This is a genomic window from Streptomyces sp. NPDC001502 (assembly GCF_042894785.1).
Lineage (GTDB): Bacteria > Actinomycetota > Actinomycetes > Streptomycetales > Streptomycetaceae > Streptomyces > Streptomyces kutzneri.
Genome location: NZ_JBIAVW010000005.1, coordinates 288,023 through 303,760, shown reverse-complemented (window position 1 = coordinate 303,760; position 15,738 = coordinate 288,023). Strand labels below are relative to the sequence as shown.

The window sequence follows — 15,738 nt, the reverse complement described above, 5'->3', positions numbered from 1 at the left end:
TGATCGACATGCGTGTGGGGGTTCTGGGGCCGCTGATGATGTGGACGGGCGACGGCGACGGCGACGGTGAGGGGAAACCGGTGGCCGTGACCGGAGCGCGGGCACGCCGGCTGCTCGCCCGGCTGCTGGTCGAACCGGGCCGCCCCGTCTCCGCCGATCGGCTGGTGGACGCACTGTGGGGCGGCGCGGACAGCGAGTCGCCCCGCCACCCGTACGCGAGCCTCCAGGGGCAGGTCTCGCGGTTGCGCGCCGCCCTCGAACGCGCGGCACCGCTGGACGGCCGCGGGCGCCTGCTCCACGACGCGAGCGGGTACCGGCTGGAGCCCGCCCCCGGGGAACTGGACGCGCAGCGGTTCGCCGACCTGGCCGCCAGGGCCCGAGCCCGGGGCCTTGCTCCCCGGCCGCGTGCCGAACTGCTGGGCGAGGCCCTCTCCTTGTGGCGCGGCGAGGCCTACGCGGGCCACACCGACGACCCGGCCGTGCGTGCCGTGGCCGCCCGGCTGGAGGAGGAACGTCTCTCCGCGCTGGAGGAGTTGCTCGGCCTGCGCGTGTCACTGGGCGAGCAGCGCGCCGTCCTCGGCGAGCTCGACCAGCTCGTCGCCGCCCATCCGCTCCGTGAGCGACTGCGCGCGGTCCAGCTGCGCGCGCTGTACCGGGCGGGCCGGCAGGCGGAGGCGCTGGAGAGCTACGAGGTGCTGCGCCGCCGACTCGCCCAGGAACTCGGGCTGGACCCGGGACCGGAGCTGACGGCGCTGCGGCAGGCGATCCTCCGCCAGGACGCCGGCCTGGAGCAGCCACCCCACGGAGAGGACCCCGGAACGAAGGGCGGCGCTCGGCATCCGGACCCCGGCGGCGCGGCGCCGGCCGCCGCCCCGCAGGCCGTCCCGCACGCCGCGTTGCAGGCCGTCCCGCAGGCCGTCCCGCACGCCGCGTTGCAGGCCGTCCCGCAGGCCGTCCCGCACGCCGCGTTGCAGGCCGCCCCGTCGGCCGCGCCGGGCACCGCGAAGAACGGAGCGGCCGGACAACTGCCCGAGCCGCTCACCCGGCTCGTCGGCCGCGAAACGGACCTCGCCGCCGTCCGCGCCCTGTCGGCGCACTCCCGGCTGGTCACCCTCACCGGACCCGGCGGCGTCGGCAAGACCCGGCTGGCGGTCGAATGCGCCGGCCTGGCCTCCGCCCGCCACCCGGACGGAGCATGGCTGGTCGCGCTCGCACCGCTCCCCGCAGGCGCTCCGGCCGACGCCGTGGCCACCGCGGCGCTGCGGACCCTGGGCGTACGCGGCCCCGACGGGAGCCCGACCGCCGGAGGGGAGGCGGAACAGCCCGATGCGCTACGCCTGCTCGTGGGCGCCCTCCGGGAGCGCGGGCTCCTGCTGCTGCTCGACAACTGCGAGCACGTCTCCGATGGCGTGGCCGAGGTGCTGGAGGCGGTACTCCCGCAGGCGCCAGGGCTCTCGGTGCTCGCCACCGGCCAGGAACCGCTCGCCCTGGCGGGGGAGGCGGTGCACCCGCTGGCGCCCCTCGCGCCCGCCGATGCCGTGGCCCTGTTCACGGCCCGCGCCGGACTCCCGCCGGACCGCACCACGACGCCCGAGGACAGCGCGGCCGTCGAGGCCCTGTGCCGCCGGCTCGACGGGCTGCCGCTCGCCCTGGAACTGGCCGCCGCCCGGGCCCGGGCCCTGGGCGTGCACGGCCTGCTCGCCGGACTCGACGACCGGTTCACGCTCCTGTCGCGAGGGCTGCGCGGGGTACCCCCACGGCAGCGGACCCTGCGCGCGGTGATCGACTGGAGCTGGGCGCTGCTCGGCGGCACCGAGGAAGCCGTACTCCGAAGGCTGTCCGTGCACGGCGGTGACGCCGCCGCGGAGGCCGCGGGTGCCGTGTGCTCGGACGCGGCCGCGTACGTACGGGAAGAGCAGGTGCCGCCGGCGCTCGACCGCCTGGTGGAGCGCTCGCTCGTGGTCCTGGTCGACCGTCCGGAGGGCCGCCGCTACCGGCTGCTGGAATCCGTCAAGGACTACGCACGGGAGCGGCTGCGCGCGGCCGGCGAGGAGGAGGAAGCCCGCGCCCGGCACGGTGCGTACTACCGGGAGCTGGCGCTGAGGGCCGAACCGCTGCTGCGCGGCCCGCGCCAGCGGCTCTGGCTCGCCCGGCTCGACGCTGCCGAGGCGGAGCTGTACCCGGCGGTCGAGGAGGCGCTGGCGCACGGCCGGGTGGTACCGGCCTTGCGGGCGGCGCGCGCCCTGGCCCGGTACTGGCTGCTGCGCGGTGGACCCGCGGAGGGCGGCCGGCTGCTCGACGCCTGCCTCGCCGCGGAGCGCGACCACCCAGCCCACCCCGAGGACCCTGCGAACCTTGAGTCCGGTACCGGCCCGGGACAGGACCGGCTCGCGGGGGAGCGGATCGCCGCCACCGCCCTGGCGACGGCCTGGCGGGCCGGCCTGACCGTGTGGGAAGGCACGTCCAACGCCGCCGAGGGCCTCCTGCGGACCGCGGCGGCCGCCCTCGACGCGCGGGAGGTGGCGGAACACGACCCGCTGGGCCACGCGCACGCGCTGGGGTTCCTGGCCGCCGCCCAGATGGGCACGGGAGACGTGGCCGCGGGCGAGGAACTTGCCGACCGGGCCCTGGCCGTGGCCGAGGGGCTCGGCGACGCCTGGGGGACCGCGGCCGCCTTGAGCGTGCGCGCCCGGCACGCCCTCGCGCACGGCGACCTGGCCGCGGTACGCCGCGACGCGGAGCGTGCCGCACGCCTGTTCGGCGGACTGGGCGACCGCTGGGGCCTGTTGCAGACGGTCTTCCCCCGTGCCGCGCTCCACGAGATCGCGGGCGAGTACCCGCAGGCGTCCCGGCTGCACGAGGAGGGGCTGGCCATCGCCCAGGAGCTCGGGCTGCCGACCGAGGCCGGCAAACGGCTGTGCGCGCTGGGCCGGTCGGCGCTCCTGGCGGGTGCGTACGAGGAGAGCCGGCAACGGCACACGGACGCCCTGCGGCTGGCCGGGGAACAGAGCCACCGGGCCGGGGAGGCCGACGCCCGGATCGGACTCGCCATGGTCGCCCGGCGCACCGGGGACCTCGTCGGCGCCGAGGAGCACATGCGGGCGGTGCTGACCTGGTTCCGGGACGCCGGCTACGGGCCGGGCACGACGCTCGCGCTCGCCGAACTGGGCTTTACGGCCGAACTGAGGGGGGACACGGACGCTGCCCGTGCCCTGCACCGCGAAGGACTCGCGGCTGCGCGAGCGCTGGGCGACGTACGAGCCATGGCCCTGGCTCTGGAGGGTCTGGCGGGCGCGGCGGCGGCCGGCGGCGAGCCCGGGCGGGCGGCCCGACTGCTCGGCGCCGCCGATGCGGCTCGTACGTCGGCCGGAGCGCCGCTGCCGCCCGCCGAACGGTACGACGTGGACCGGACCTGGTCGGCCTGCCTGTCGGCACTGGGTCGCACGGCGGCCGAGGCGGCCTTCGCCCTCGGCGCGACGCACCCTCCCGACGCCGACGCCGACGCCGACGCCGACGCCGACGCCGACGCCGATTCCGATTCCGATGCCGAGGTCGAACCGGCCGTCCGCTCCTGAGGGTGCCCGGCCGTTCGACCTGCGGCGTTCAGAGGTGGGATCCGGTGGTGGACGGCCTGGTTTCGAGGACCCAGGTGTGGTGGCGGACGGTGTCGGGCCCGGCGCGGCCGGCGAGGATGTCGCAGAGGAGCTCCGCACAGGCCCGCCCGTAGTCGGCGGGGCGCAGGTCGACCGCCGTCACGGGCGGGTTCGCGCTCCGGTTCGCGGTGCCGTCGACGCAGGAGGCGACCAGCAGGTCGGCGCCCACCGTGCGGCCGAGGCCGGCCGCGGCGCGCAGGGCTCCGGGGGCCGCACCGTCGGGGGCGCAGATCACGGCGTCGATCCCGGGGTCGGTGGCGAGCAGCCGCCGCGTGGCGGTGTCCGCGTCGGCCTCGGTCGCCGCGAACGGGACGGTGTGCAGGGTGACTTCGCTCCGGTGCGAGGTACCCCAGGCGGCGGCCGTCTCGCGCAGGGCCTGGGCCCAGGCGGAGGTGCCCTCGGGCGCGAGCAGGGCGGGGCGGCGGGCACCGCGGTCGTGCACGTGGTCCAGGAGGGCCGTGAGTGAGGCGGCGTTGTCGCAGACGACCGCGCCGGCGGGGGTGGGGGAGGGGCCGAGGTAGCGCTCACCGGTGACGACGGGGACGCCGGAGTCGAGGAGCCCCGGGACGGCGCTGTCGCCGACCTCGGGGTCGACGACGAGGAGGCCGTCGACCCGGGAGGCGAGCGGGCCGGAGGCGCCGCCGCCCGGGGCGAGCAGGACGACGTCGAGTCCTTCCTCCTGGGCGCGCTGGACGGCTCCGAAGGCCAGATTCATGTAGTAGCCCAGCCGGCTCGCGGTCTGGGGCAGGTGCAGGCCGACGGCTCCGGTGCTGGAGCGGCGCAGCCGGCGGGCGGCACTGTTGGGGCGGTATCCGAGCTCCTCGGCGACCGCGCGGACCCGGTCCCGGGTGGCTTCCGCGACCCGCCCCGAGCCCTGGAGCGCGTCGGAGACGGTGCTCTTGGAGACGCCGGCGGCGCGGGCGACGTCGAGCAGGGTCACGGCAGGTGGGATCACGCCCCGCATTCTAGACGCCCGGTCCGACCTTGCCGGAACGTTCCGGCAGCGTCTACATTCGTGCCGTGCCGGAACGTTCCGGCGCCGCCCGTGCGGGGCCCGTTCGCCGCACCGCGCCGATCGCCGCCCCTTGACCGATCCTTTCCGTATCCCGCATTCTGACTGAAATTTCAGTCAGAACTCCGAAAGCAGCCCGCCCGTGACCTCGTACGCGCTCCTCACCTCCTTCGGATCCCCGCTCGGCTCCCCGGGCCGCACCCAGCCCGGCGAACGCGAACCGCTGCGCGTCGGCCTCGTCCAGATGCGCTGGTACGCCGATGCCGCCGAGCACGACAACCGGCTCCGCGAGGGCGTCGCGCTCGCCGCCGGGCAGGGCGCCACGGTCGTCTGCCTCCCGGAACTCACCCGCAGCCCCTACTTCTGCAACACCGACGACCCCATGGCCGACGGCGCCGCCCGTTACCTGGAGGACGTGGAGACCGGCCCCACCGTCGCCCTCGCGGCGGAACTCGCCACCGAGCTCGGCATCACCGTCCACGCCTCCCTGTACGAGCGCGCCGAGGACGGCGGCCTCGGCTACAACACCGCCGTCTGTGTGGACTCCGACGGCAAGCTGATCGCCCGGACCCGCAAGAACCACATCCCCGCCTTCCCCGGCTACCGCGAGGACCTGTGCTTCCGCCCCGGCGACAGCGGGTTCCCCGTGGTCGCCCACGAGGGGGCCCGCTTCGGCTTCCCCACCTGTTGGGACGAGTGGTTCCCGGAGCTGGCCCGCGCCTACTCCCTGGCCGGTGCCGAGATCCTCGTCCACCCCACGGCCATCGGCTCCGAGGTGGACCTGCCGGACTTCGACACCCGGCCCATGTGGGAGCACGCCATCAGCGCGAACGGCCTGGCCAACGCCCTCTTCATGATCGTGCCCAACCGGGTGGGAACCGAGGGCCGTTCCACCTTCTACGGCTCCTCCTTCATCTCCGACCCCTACGGCCGGATCATGCTGCGCGCCCCGCGCGACCGCGAGGCCGTCCTCGTCGCCGACCTCGACCTCGACCAGCGCCGGGACTGGCTGGAGTTCGGCCTCATGCGCACCCGACGCCCCGGGCTCTACGGCAGCCTCACCGAACGGCTGGACGCGCCCGGAGCCTAAGGGCCGTCCAGGCCGTCTCTCGATGATCTCCCGAAGGTCCCTCCCCGAGCCGGGGGAGGGACCTTCGGACTCGTTGGAGTGATCATCGGGGTGTCCACGTGTCAGGGCGCGGCGTCCTCGCCAGGATGCGGGCATGCCTCGCTCCCTCTCCCTCTCCCTTGCCCGCTCCCGCCGCGCCCTGCTCCCGTTCGTGGCCGCCGTCGCGCTGCTGGGCACCGCCTCCGCCTCGTTGGCCGATGCCGCGGAAGCCTGCGGATCGGTCATCACCGCGCCGCTCGCCCGCCCCGTCGCCGCCGACGACCCGTGCCCGAGTGCCGACCCCGTCGTGTGCCGGATCCGGGTCCTGCCGATGGACGAGAAGGTCGAGGCCCAGCGGACCCGGATGCGCTACCACGGACTCCTCGAAGACATGCACCGTACGGAGGCCGCCATGCGCGCTGCGGGGGCCACCGACGAGGAGATCGCCCGCGAGATGGTCGACATGCGCAACCAGGCGAAGGAGATCACCCGGGCCGGCATGACCCCCGAGGAGGTCCGCGTCCTGGAAGAGCGGAACATCGCCAAGTACGGCAACCCGCTCGGCCCCACCGCGGACCAGCTCTACGTCAAGTACGGCTCCTGGCAGGCGGTCACGGACGCCTCCATGCGGACCAGTTACGCAGTGGACCGCGAACTCAGCCTCGAATACCGGCCCTGCCCCGTATAGCCGGGGCCGGCAGCCGTCACTGCGGTGCGGCGGCTCCGGAGTCCGGTGACTGCTGGAGACCGGAGGCGTCGACCGCCTCGAAGTCCGAGCCCTTGAGGTCCTTGAGCCCGTCGAGCTGCGCATTGTCCCAACCGGGGTTCTCCTCGCCGGTGATGTACCAGGGTGAGCCGTTGTCCGCGACGATGGCGCCGTACTTCTTGAGCGCGTCGGCCACGGCTTTGGCCTGCGGGGCCAGCCCCGAGGTGTCCACCGTGCTCTTGAGCCGCAGCCGCAGCCCCATCGGAGGCAGCGAGCTGTCCGCCGCCGAGCCCGCCTGGTGCCTCGCGGGCCAGACGTAGCTCTGGTCGGAGCGGGGCACGGTGATGCGGATCGCGTGGTCGATCCGCCCGCCGGCCGCCTCGTCGTAGCGCGCCAGGCCGGGGAGGATGGCGAGGCCGGCGGCATCGGCGGACGTCCATCCGTCGGGCCGCAGGGCGTTGGACCGCAGGTCGAAGATCGCACCCGAGCCGGCGTGCCAGGTGTCGCCGCCCTGCCGTTTGGCGTCGAAGAGCTCGTAGGACTTGCACAGGGCCTTGTCCCAGACGACGACGTGCCGGTCCCCGTCGCTCGCCGGACCGTTCTCGATCCTGGCGTCAGTCGGGATCCGGTAGCCCGACGTGTCGCTCTCCTCGGGGTAGTCCAGGGACACCTCGGATTCCGGCACCACCGTGTCCGAGACGGTGATGGGAATGCCGAAGGGACGGCCTTCCACGAGCCCCGATCCGAAATCCGGATGGAGGGGCTCGGCGGAGCCGATCGAGGCGACGTACCGGCCGGAATTCGGGTGCACGGGGAGCTTGTCCACGGGGGCGTGCCAGAAGCTGTCCGAGGGTGCGGTGGGGCAGGAGGGTGCTTTCCTGCCGGGATCCGCCGCCCCGGACAGCAGGCAGGCGGCGGTCAGCGTGACGGCGCTGGCGATGGCGGGGATTCCATTGCGCGAGCGCAATGCCGTGATGCGCTTCATTGGCATCGACTGTCCTGAGTGCCGGTCGAACGACTCGATCGATCTGCCCGAGCGGAATGCCGAGGATTCACCGGTCCGGCTGGTCCGGCTGGTCCGGCTGGTCCGGTTGTTTCAGCGGTGTCGGCCTTTCGGTCGCTTCTGTCCATGTTAATGCCGGGGATGTCGAGGCGCCTGAGCTCCGGGGGTCGCCTCATCGACCGGTGAGAGCTACGTCACTGCAGGCGCCTGCCGCCGCCTGTCGGCCCGGAGGTGTGGAATGCGCCACTTGTGGGGGTCGGTGGTGAAGGGGGTGGCGCGCTCGGCGGCCGTACCGATCCCGTGCAACCCGCAGGTGGCCAGCGCATCTAGCGGTTCTGGCCTGTTTCCCGGGCCAACCGCACAACAGTCGACAAATCGGGCAAATGGGCCCGTTTCTTCCACAACTCCCTTTACGGTCATATGCGACTTGATGGTGTGTCAGCCCCGAACGTGCGAGCCATAATCGGCCCCGGTCGTCTCCGGAAGCAACGGAGCCATCGGGACACCGATCGACCTCCCAGGCGGATCGCCGCACCGGACCGACCCTCAAGGCGCTGTACATGTCCCTGGCCCGCCGCACCCGACTCGCGGCCCTGCTCGCCGCGCTCTCCGTCGGCACCGCCGGCGTAACGGCCTGGGCCTACGGACACGGGACCGAGCACCCGCAGGTGGCCCCCGAGGTGCTGGTCACCCCGAGCGTGACCGAGGGCTCCGCCCTCCAGGTCGTCGCGCACCCCGACGACGACCTCTTCTTCATGAACCCCGACCTCAGTCGCTCCATATCGACGGGCATCAAGGTCACCACCGTCTACCTGACCTCCGGCGAGTCCGACGGCAGGAACGAGGCCCACAGCCCGCACCTGCAGGACGCCGTCGGTCCCGCCGACCGCGCCGCCTACGCGGAGGCCCGGCAGAACGGCATACGCGCCGCCTACGCGCAGATGGCCACCGGGGACCGGGTCAGCGCCTGGCAGCGCAAGTCCGTACCCACCGCCGGCGGCGGCAGCGCCGAGGTGGACGTCCTGGTCGCCCGGCCCCAGGTCAATCTCGTATGGATGGAGCTGCGCGAGGCCCGCAGCATCTCCGGGGACAATCCGGAGAGCCTCCGTGGCCTGTGGGACGGCCGGACCCCCGCCCTCGGTGCCCAGCTGACCTCCGGGACCCCGGTCAAGGACTGGTTCTCCTACACCAAGGACCAGGCCGTGGCCGCCATCGCGGGCGTGTTCGAGGCGTACCGGCCGACGACGATACGGACCCAGGACCCGACCCCCGGCAGGGCGGAGGGCGGCGGCGCCTTCCTCGACCACCAGGACCACATCTACGGCGCCCGCTTCGTGCAGGCCGCCGCCGAGCGCTACGCCAAGACCACGGCCCGGCCGCACTTCTCGGTCCAGAACTACGTGAGCTACCCGAACAGCTCACTGCCCCCGACGCTCGACCCGCAGACGGCCGAGGAGAAGCTCGGCTACCTCAAGACCTACGCCTGGACCGATCACCAGGACTGGTGCGGCAGCCCCGCCGGCTGCGGCGACCGCAAGACCGCGACCCGGCCCACCGGCGCCGGCTGGAGCCAGACCATCCGCTACAGCCGCGGTGACGGCACCTCCTGGATGACCGAGGGCGTCTCCGGACGGCTCTGGGCCTTCGCCGCGCTGGACGGCCGTATGGCGTACTGGTCGCGCAGCGGCCCGCAGGCCCTCTGGCAGGGCCCCGAGTTCCTGCCCGGCGACGGCATCGACTCCGGGGCGGCGGCCGTCCGCCTCTGGGACGGCCGGATCGGCGTGTTCGCCACCCGCACCACGCTCGGCGCGACGCCCCAGGAGTACGGCCGGGAGATCGTCTACGCCGTCCAGAGCGCGGTCGACGGCGGATTCGGCCCGTGGCGGTCGCTGGGCACCCCGGACGCCGTGGACAGGTCCGGCACCTCGGCGATCAGCGGGCCGTCCGTCGCCGTGGACCTTGAGGGCCGGATGACGGTGTACGTCCGCGACTCCCGCCGGACGCTGCGCGCCCGGGCGCAGGAGACCCCCGGCGGCGACTTCGGCGGGTGGCAGGCCCTGGGCGGCGCCGGCCTCCAGGGCGATCCGGTCACCGCGACCGACGCGTCGGGGCGGCGCCACGTGTACGCGGCCACCGCCGGGTCCGTACTGGCCTGGGTCCAGCCGGCACCGGAGGCCCCGTTCGGCGCCCCCGTCCCGACCGGGCTGCCCCAGACGACGGGCGCGCTCTCGGTGCGCCCCGAGGGCGAGGGCGTCCGCCTGTTCTTCCGCCGGCCCGGTATCGGCACCGTCGCCACGAGCCTGGCCCGCGCGGACGGGTCCGCGCCGGAATTCTCCCCGGTCGCCGAGGCCGGCGGCCTCGGCGGCTACGGCGCCGTGGGCATCGCGGGCGACCTGCTCGCGGGCCGGGCGGGCGCGGGCACGGTCGGCGTGGCGGCCGCCGGCGGGCCGCAGCCCTGGCAGGAGTCCCAGATGCTGTACACGGGAGCCCCGGCCGGTGTGGCCGAGGGGGCCGGTACGGCCGTCGCCGCGGCGCTCGGCCTGGACGCCGATCTGCACGTCATCACGACGGTCCCCGCAGGCGGCGGCGCCACACCGCCCGGCAGCCGGACCCCCGCCCCGTGGCACCGGGCCGTCCAGCCCTGGACGCTCGCGCAGGCCGGCCGCCCGGGCACGACCGTCGCCGGGGGACAGCCCCCTCGGTGACCTGCGCCGCAGCGTTCGCCCGCGGCCCCGGCGCCGCCGGGCCACCGGGTGGCACGGCGGATGGGGGCGGGCGAGGATGTCAGCCAGACCACCTCGCGCAGCCAGGGCGGCCGCACCAGGACCAACGGGCGATCGGGGCATCCATGACCCCTCCTCTCATGTCGTGCCGACGCGTGTGCGCAGGACCCGGAACGATGCGCGCCCTCGCCGCCCTGGCCGCCTGTACGGCCCTGGTGGCCGGATGCGGCAGCGAGACCGCGCCCGAGTGGGGGTACCCGGAACTCGGGAAGACCCTCCGTTCGCTCTCCCGCGATCTCGACCAGGCCTGTGAGCGGACGGAGACCCCGCAGAGCTGCGCGCAGGACCTCGACCGGCTCAAGGCGCCGACGGAACGGGCTTTCGCCCAGCTCCTGGAGCACAGGCTGCTCGATGCCGGCACGGTGGCGGCGATGAACGAACTGGACAGGGCGAGGGAGGCCCGCGTCGCCGCAGCCGAGGAGGCCCGGACCCGGCAGGATCCGCACCACCTTCCCCTCGCGCGCGCGGTGGCGGCCGAGAAGCTCGCGTACGAGCACCTGCTCACCGAGCTGGAGCGCCTGCGCACCGCTCCGCCGCCCGGTGACGGAACGGCCCCGGTCTGAGGCGGTGTCCACAGGCCGAAGGGCCGAAGGGCTGAGCGGGCTGAAAGGTCTTCGGGTATACGAGGCTTCGGCGCTTCGGCGCTTCGGCGCTTCGGCGCTTCGGCGCTTCGGCGCTTCGGCGCTTCGGCGCTTCGGCGCTTCGGCGCTACGGCGTCCGGGGCGGTGCGGGGAGCGCCCCGCCGTCGAGTGCCACCAGGGTGAGGACGACGATCGAGCCCGTCCAGGCCAAGGGCGCGACAGACGAGGGCCGGCCCGCCCGGTCCACCTTCTCGGGCAGCTCCCCGAGCGGGTTCCGCTTGGCGAGGACCCAGTCCAGGACCTGCCGCGCCTTCGCCGGCTGCCCCGTGCCCGCCCATGCGAGGGCGAAGAACGAGGTGCTGGGGGTCCAGGCGTTCGCACCCCACGGCGCGGTCGGATCGTTCCCGGGGGTGAGCCCCCCGTTGGGCAGCAGCAGCGCTTTGTACGTGGTGTCCAGCGCCCGGGGCAGATCGGCCGGGGCCGTGTTGAACGGGGGCGCCATGAAGGCCACCGCGCTGTCCTGTCCGTGCTGTCCGTCGACGGTGCGCTGATAGCCGAGGGGGGCGAACTTCCGGGTGATCCCGGTGGAGAGCCGCCCGGCGGCGCCGGACCAGCGGGCCGCGTCCTGCGGCCGGTCCAGTTCGCCGGCGAGGTGCGCGGCGGCGTTGAGCCCGGCGAGCAGGGGTGCGGCCGTACCGATGTTGGTGGTGGTCGTCATCACCTCCCAGTAGTCCGGGGAGGCCGGGGGCAGCCCGTCCGCCCCGAGGGAGGCCGCAGCGCGGTCGGCCGCCTTGCGGATCATCGGGTAGAGGGCGGTCAGCCGGGCGAGGCGGGTGGCGGGAGGCGCCGTCAGGTACCACTGCCAGGTGGCCCACGGCACCCAGCCGTTGGCGTCGAGCTGCCACCGTCTGCTGTCCGGCGGGCCGGATCCGTCGAGTTCCGTCCGCGCGTCCCAGGTGCCGTCCTTGCGCTGGGTCGCGGCGCTGTAGCGCAGGATCCGGTAGGCCTCGGCGTCGTGGCCGGTGTGCGCGAACGCGGCGGAGGCGAAGCTGGAGTCGCGCGGCCAGGAGTACATCCAGCCGGGGGACCAGCCCGCCGCCATGGCCCCGTTCGGCCGCAGCAGGGCGCGCATGCCCAGCAGGGCCCGCTCCGCCGCCGCGCGCTGGGCCGCCGAACCGCCCGGCACCCGCCCGGCGGCCAGCCAGGCGTGGCTCTCCGCGATCTGCAGACGGGCCGTCGGGTCCTCCGGGGGCACCACGACCGACGCCGGCCGGCCGGCGGGGAGGTACCTCCACCGGCCGGACAGCAGCCGCAGCACGTGGCTCCGCTCGACGTACCGTGCGCCCCCGGCGACGGCAGGCGTGACGCCCTCGGCGGCGCTGGTGTTGGAGAGGAGCCCGACGGTGGGGGCGACAAGCATCGACAGGGGCGCGTAGCGGCCCTCGGCCTCGCCGTGGCTCTGGTGTCCGAGGGGCCGGACGAAGAACACCCGCCGCCCTTCCTGGGAGGGCCGGCCGACGGGGCTCCCCGCGACGCACACGGGGAGGGCGACGCTCGCCAAGGACGCCGTGACGGCAGCCCAGCGGACGAGCCGGGCAGCATGCATCGCCACTCCTTCTGTCGGGCTTCCGTGCGCGCGGCCCCGGAGCTCCCATCGTGGGCCGGATGTGCGGAGCCCGCCACGACATGCCCGCCGCCCGGGTGACGGCGGGGAAGGGCCTGAAGAGGCCTCGCGTTCCCGCACCGAGCAGCGGACGCACCAGGGACGCAGCAACGGACGCACCAGGGACGCAGCAACCGACGGAGCAACGGACGGAGCAACGGACGCGGCAACGGACGTGGCAACCGAGCAGCGGCCGCGACAGGGGCGAAGGTGCCCGTGGCGCCCGGCAGGAGGGCCGCCGGCCCGGCCCCGGCGGCTCTCCTCGCGGATGCCGGTGGGCGGTGGACCGTGCACATTGGTGTGACCGGAACCGGCAGGCGCATCGGCCGTCGGAAGTCGGTCCGGCCGCGCTTCGCTGCGAAGGACTGGTGGATGAACACTGCTTCGACCGAGGGGAATCGCCGGTTCGTCCGCAGGCTCCTGCCGGTCGCGGGCGGCTCCCTCGTGGCGGCGGCCGGAGCCCTGATCGCCGTCGGCTGCTTCCTCGGCCTCTACATCCGGCCCACCTCGGACGACTGGTGCGCCGCCTGGAAGTCCCGCGATCTGGGCGTCCTCGGCATCACGCACGACTTCTACGCCACCCAGAACGGCCGGATCACCAACGCCTTCCTGAGCGGCATCGTCTACGGCGACGGACTCGCCGGGATGAAGATCCTGCCGACCGTCATAGCCGTCGCCTTCACCATCGGCCTGGTCCTGCTCGGGATCCGGTTCCTGCGGTGCCTCGGCGTGAAACCCCCGGTGCTGCTCCTGGTCGCCGCCGCCCTGGCCGTCCAGGCCGTGATCTACTACGGCGGCACACGCAGCTATCAAGTCCTGCTGTGGGCACCGGCCACGATCTCGCACACCATCCCGAGCGTCATCGGAGTGTGGGCGCTGCTGCTGGGCATCTGGACCGTCCGCCGGCCGCGGGCCGCCCTGCGCGCGGGCGGCTTCGCCGCGGCGTTCCTCATCGGATTCGCGATCGGCACCCTGAGCGAGTCGTTCTCCCTCGTCAGCGGCCTCCTCGCGGCCTGCGTGGGACTGCTGGCCGTGCCCCGCCTGGGGCTGGCGCGGACCTGGCATCCGTTCACCTGGTGCCTGCTCTGGTGCGCCGGGGTCGTCTGCGGGCTGATCGTGCTCACCACGTCCCCCGGCGCCCGGTGGCGACGTGCCCAGCAACCGCCCAAGGAGTCCATGCTCTCCGCGGGCGAACTCCGGGGCACCTACGAGGACTGGCTGCACATGTGGGACACCGTCACCGGCCAGTGGGCCTACCTCGGAGCCGCCGCCGTCGGCATCCTGCTGGGCCTGGGGGCCGGGCTCGCGGCGCCCGTGCCCGCGCCGGGGAAACGGGAACCGGGCCCGGCCGTCCCGCGGAAGATGCTGGTCGCCCTGCTGTTGCTGCCGGTGCTCGTGGTGGTGCTGGGATCGTTCGCGGTGGTGGTGGGGCTGCGCAGCGGCTACGGACCGAGCGGATGGACGTACGCCCGCACCTGGACGAACTACCTCGTACCGATGGAACTGGCGCTGTGCGCCTACGGCGTCCTGCTGGGGGTGTGGGCCCGCGGGTACCTGGCGCGCCGGGGGGCCGCCGTGGCCCTGCCGGCGGGCATCGTGATCGCAGCCGGACTGACGCTCGCCTCGCTGGCCGTGCTCGTCCCGAGCGTCAAGCAGCTCACCACCGCCACGGTCACCCGCGCGGTGGCCTGGGACGCCCAGAACTCCCGCATCCGGACCGAAACCGCCGCGGGTGCCACCGACCTCGGATACCAACCCCTGTACATCGGGAGCCTGGCCGAACCCTTCTTCACGTCCGACTACCAGCGGGACTGGGTCGCGGCCTGTGTCTCCACCTGGTACGGCATCGAGCGGATCCACCGCGTCTGAGTACGGTCGTACGGGCTCAGCCGCGCGGCACCGCACGGGCCAGGAAGTGACCGGCGGCGTCCTCGTACTCCTCCAGCCGCCAGCCCGTGGTCGCCAGCGCCCGGCGGAGGTTGCCCTCGGCGAGGAGGTCGCCGGGGTCGAGGGGGCGGCCGTGCCGGGCGGCACGCTCCGCCCGGCCGGACGGGTGGAAGAGCAGCAGGACGCCGTCGGCCGCGGTGACGCGGGCCCATTCGTGCAGGGCGGCGGCCGGGTCGGGGAGGTGGTCGAGCAGCCCCGCCGAGAAGATGCCGTCCAGCGAGGCTCCGGCCAGTGGGAGCCGGGTGCAGTCGGCGGCGAGGAGGGACCCGTGACGGGTGCGGCCGTGCCGGGAGGCGGCGGCCAGCATGGCCGGGGTGAGGTCGACGCCGAACACCTGGCCGCGGGGTCCGACCTGCGCCCGGAGCGCGGGCATGGCCCGGCCGGTGCCGCAGCCGAGGTCCGCCGCCCGCCCGCCGGGTGCCAGCCGCAGCCGGGCGATCGCCGCCTCGTAGGCGGGGGTCTGGTAGGCGAACCGCTCCTCCCAGGCGTCGGCCCGGCGGGTGAAGAAGGCCCGGGTGGCCGTGTGTTCGGCGCGGGCGGCCACGAGGGTGGCGAACCGGCCGAGGAGCTGCTCGCCCCAGGGGTCCAGGGAGAGCTCCTGCGGCAGGAAGCGGACGCCCCAGGCGCTGGCGCCGATCCGGAACGCCTGCTCCGGGTACCCGTCGCAGGAGGCCAGGACCACGGCGTCGGCTGGCAGTTCCAGGGGATCGCGGGCCGGCCGCAGGTACGGGGAGGGCCGGGCGGCCCCGGCGAACAGCGGGTCGGAGCCCGCGGCCCGGGTGAATTCCACCGGCGGGCGGTCGGGGGCGGTGTCGGGCCGGGCTCCCGGGGCGGCGCCCGCCTCCCGCACCAGCAGCCGGGTGCCGGGTTCCAGGGCCAGTACGGGCACCTCCGCGGCCAGGGCCTCCCGTAGGAGGGCCGGATCGGCGGCGCCCAGGACGATCAGGCCCTCCACCCCGGCGAGGTCGGCGGACGGGCCGGCATCGTCCGCGAGCGGGACGGTCCGGGAGGTCAGACCCGCTGCGGCGAGCACCCTGCTCACGGCAGTGGGAGCCTGCCCGGCCGCGGGCTGCATGACGACGACCGCCATACTTCAGTCCTTACATTCGAGCTGATGTTGCTGCTTAGGGCTGTATCTGCGCAAGCATGCCCACATGGAGACCGCATATGCCAGATGCGCTCCGCTCTGTGAGACCCGTGCTTCAGTCGGGCAGGCGAGGTTCACACCCGCGTGAGGCGGGAGGTGAGCGGACCGGAGCGCAACCGCAACCCTCCCGCGGGG

10 protein-coding genes are annotated in these 15,738 nt (G+C 74.6%); 6 read left to right on the top strand and 4 right to left on the bottom strand.

The window, feature by feature from the left end; translation table 11 throughout:
* Positions 1 to 8 precede the first annotated feature (8 nt).
* Positions 9 to 3,575: a BTAD domain-containing putative transcriptional regulator gene (locus tag ACFY0D_RS10970; protein WP_390798021.1), complete on the top strand. Its 3,567-nt coding sequence runs from the start codon at positions 9 to 11 to the stop codon at positions 3,573 to 3,575.
* Between the two features lie 28 nt (positions 3,576 to 3,603).
* Here the strand turns inward: ACFY0D_RS10970 and ACFY0D_RS10965 are convergent, their stop codons facing one another.
* Positions 3,604 to 4,608, bottom strand: a complete 1,005-nt coding sequence (locus tag ACFY0D_RS10965; protein WP_390798020.1) for a LacI family DNA-binding transcriptional regulator — start codon at positions 4,606 to 4,608, stop codon at positions 3,604 to 3,606.
* A gap of 199 nt (positions 4,609 to 4,807) precedes the next feature.
* Between ACFY0D_RS10965 and ACFY0D_RS10960 the strand changes: the two genes are divergently transcribed.
* Both ACFY0D_RS10960 and ACFY0D_RS10955 read left to right on the top strand, forming a co-directional pair.
* Positions 4,808 to 5,755 (top strand): nitrilase-related carbon-nitrogen hydrolase, encoded by a 948-nt coding sequence (locus ACFY0D_RS10960; protein ID WP_390798019.1) that lies wholly within the window; start codon positions 4,808 to 4,810, stop codon positions 5,753 to 5,755.
* Between the two features lie 133 nt (positions 5,756 to 5,888).
* Positions 5,889 to 6,461: a hypothetical protein gene (locus ACFY0D_RS10955; protein ID WP_390798018.1), complete on the top strand. Its 573-nt coding sequence runs from the start codon at positions 5,889 to 5,891 to the stop codon at positions 6,459 to 6,461.
* 16 nt (positions 6,462 to 6,477) lie between these two features.
* Here ACFY0D_RS10955 and ACFY0D_RS10950 read toward each other — a convergent pair whose 3' ends face one another.
* Complete coding sequence (locus tag ACFY0D_RS10950; protein WP_390798017.1) at positions 6,478 to 7,464, bottom strand: hypothetical protein; 987 nt, start codon at positions 7,462 to 7,464, stop codon at positions 6,478 to 6,480.
* A gap of 578 nt (positions 7,465 to 8,042) precedes the next feature.
* On the opposite strand from ACFY0D_RS10950, the gene ACFY0D_RS10945 reads away from it, so the two are divergent.
* Both ACFY0D_RS10945 and ACFY0D_RS10940 read left to right on the top strand, forming a co-directional pair.
* Complete coding sequence (locus ACFY0D_RS10945) at positions 8,043 to 10,187, top strand: PIG-L family deacetylase (protein ID WP_390798016.1); 2,145 nt, start codon at positions 8,043 to 8,045, stop codon at positions 10,185 to 10,187.
* A 194-nt stretch (positions 10,188 to 10,381) separates the two neighbouring features.
* The gene (locus ACFY0D_RS10940; RefSeq protein ID WP_390798015.1) at positions 10,382 to 10,828 is read left to right on the top strand and encodes a hypothetical protein; all 447 of its coding nucleotides are present in this window, start codon (positions 10,382 to 10,384) and stop codon (positions 10,826 to 10,828) included.
* A gap of 145 nt (positions 10,829 to 10,973) precedes the next feature.
* On the opposite strand, the gene ACFY0D_RS10935 is transcribed toward ACFY0D_RS10940, so the two are convergent.
* Positions 10,974 to 12,452 carry a hypothetical protein gene (locus ACFY0D_RS10935; protein ID WP_390798014.1) on the bottom strand — a complete coding sequence of 493 codons (1,479 nt, stop codon included), beginning with the start codon at positions 12,450 to 12,452 and terminating at the stop codon, positions 10,974 to 10,976.
* A 429-nt stretch (positions 12,453 to 12,881) separates the two neighbouring features.
* Here ACFY0D_RS10935 and ACFY0D_RS10930 point away from each other — a divergent pair, with 429 nt between their 5' ends.
* Positions 12,882 to 14,378, top strand: a complete 1,497-nt coding sequence (locus ACFY0D_RS10930; RefSeq protein ID WP_390798013.1) for a DUF6056 family protein — start codon at positions 12,882 to 12,884, stop codon at positions 14,376 to 14,378.
* 16 nt (positions 14,379 to 14,394) lie between these two features.
* Here the strand turns inward: ACFY0D_RS10930 and ACFY0D_RS10925 are convergent, their stop codons facing one another.
* Positions 14,395 to 15,546 carry a methyltransferase domain-containing protein gene (locus ACFY0D_RS10925; RefSeq protein ID WP_390798012.1) on the bottom strand — a complete coding sequence of 384 codons (1,152 nt, stop codon included), beginning with the start codon at positions 15,544 to 15,546 and terminating at the stop codon, positions 14,395 to 14,397.
* Positions 15,547 to 15,738 lie beyond the last annotated feature (192 nt).

Bases quoted from the DNA above. Each gene is read 5' to 3' on its own strand.
- ACFY0D_RS10970 (WP_390798021.1), top strand. From the start codon at position 9: ATGCGTGTGGGGGTTCTGGGGCCGCTGATGATGTGGACGGGCGACGGC.
- ACFY0D_RS10955 (WP_390798018.1), top strand. From the start codon at position 5,889: ATGCCTCGCTCCCTCTCCCTCTCCCTTGCCCGCTCCCGCCGCGCCCTG.
- ACFY0D_RS10950 (WP_390798017.1), bottom strand. From the start codon at position 7,464: ATGAAGCGCATCACGGCATTGCGCTCGCGCAATGGAATCCCCGCCATC.
- ACFY0D_RS10945 (WP_390798016.1), top strand. From the start codon at position 8,043: ATGTCCCTGGCCCGCCGCACCCGACTCGCGGCCCTGCTCGCCGCGCTC.
- ACFY0D_RS10940 (WP_390798015.1), top strand. From the start codon at position 10,382: ATGCGCGCCCTCGCCGCCCTGGCCGCCTGTACGGCCCTGGTGGCCGGA.
- ACFY0D_RS10935 (WP_390798014.1), bottom strand. From the start codon at position 12,452: ATGCATGCTGCCCGGCTCGTCCGCTGGGCTGCCGTCACGGCGTCCTTG.
- ACFY0D_RS10930 (WP_390798013.1), top strand. From the start codon at position 12,882: ATGAACACTGCTTCGACCGAGGGGAATCGCCGGTTCGTCCGCAGGCTC.
- ACFY0D_RS10925 (WP_390798012.1), bottom strand. From the start codon at position 15,546: ATGGCGGTCGTCGTCATGCAGCCCGCGGCCGGGCAGGCTCCCACTGCC.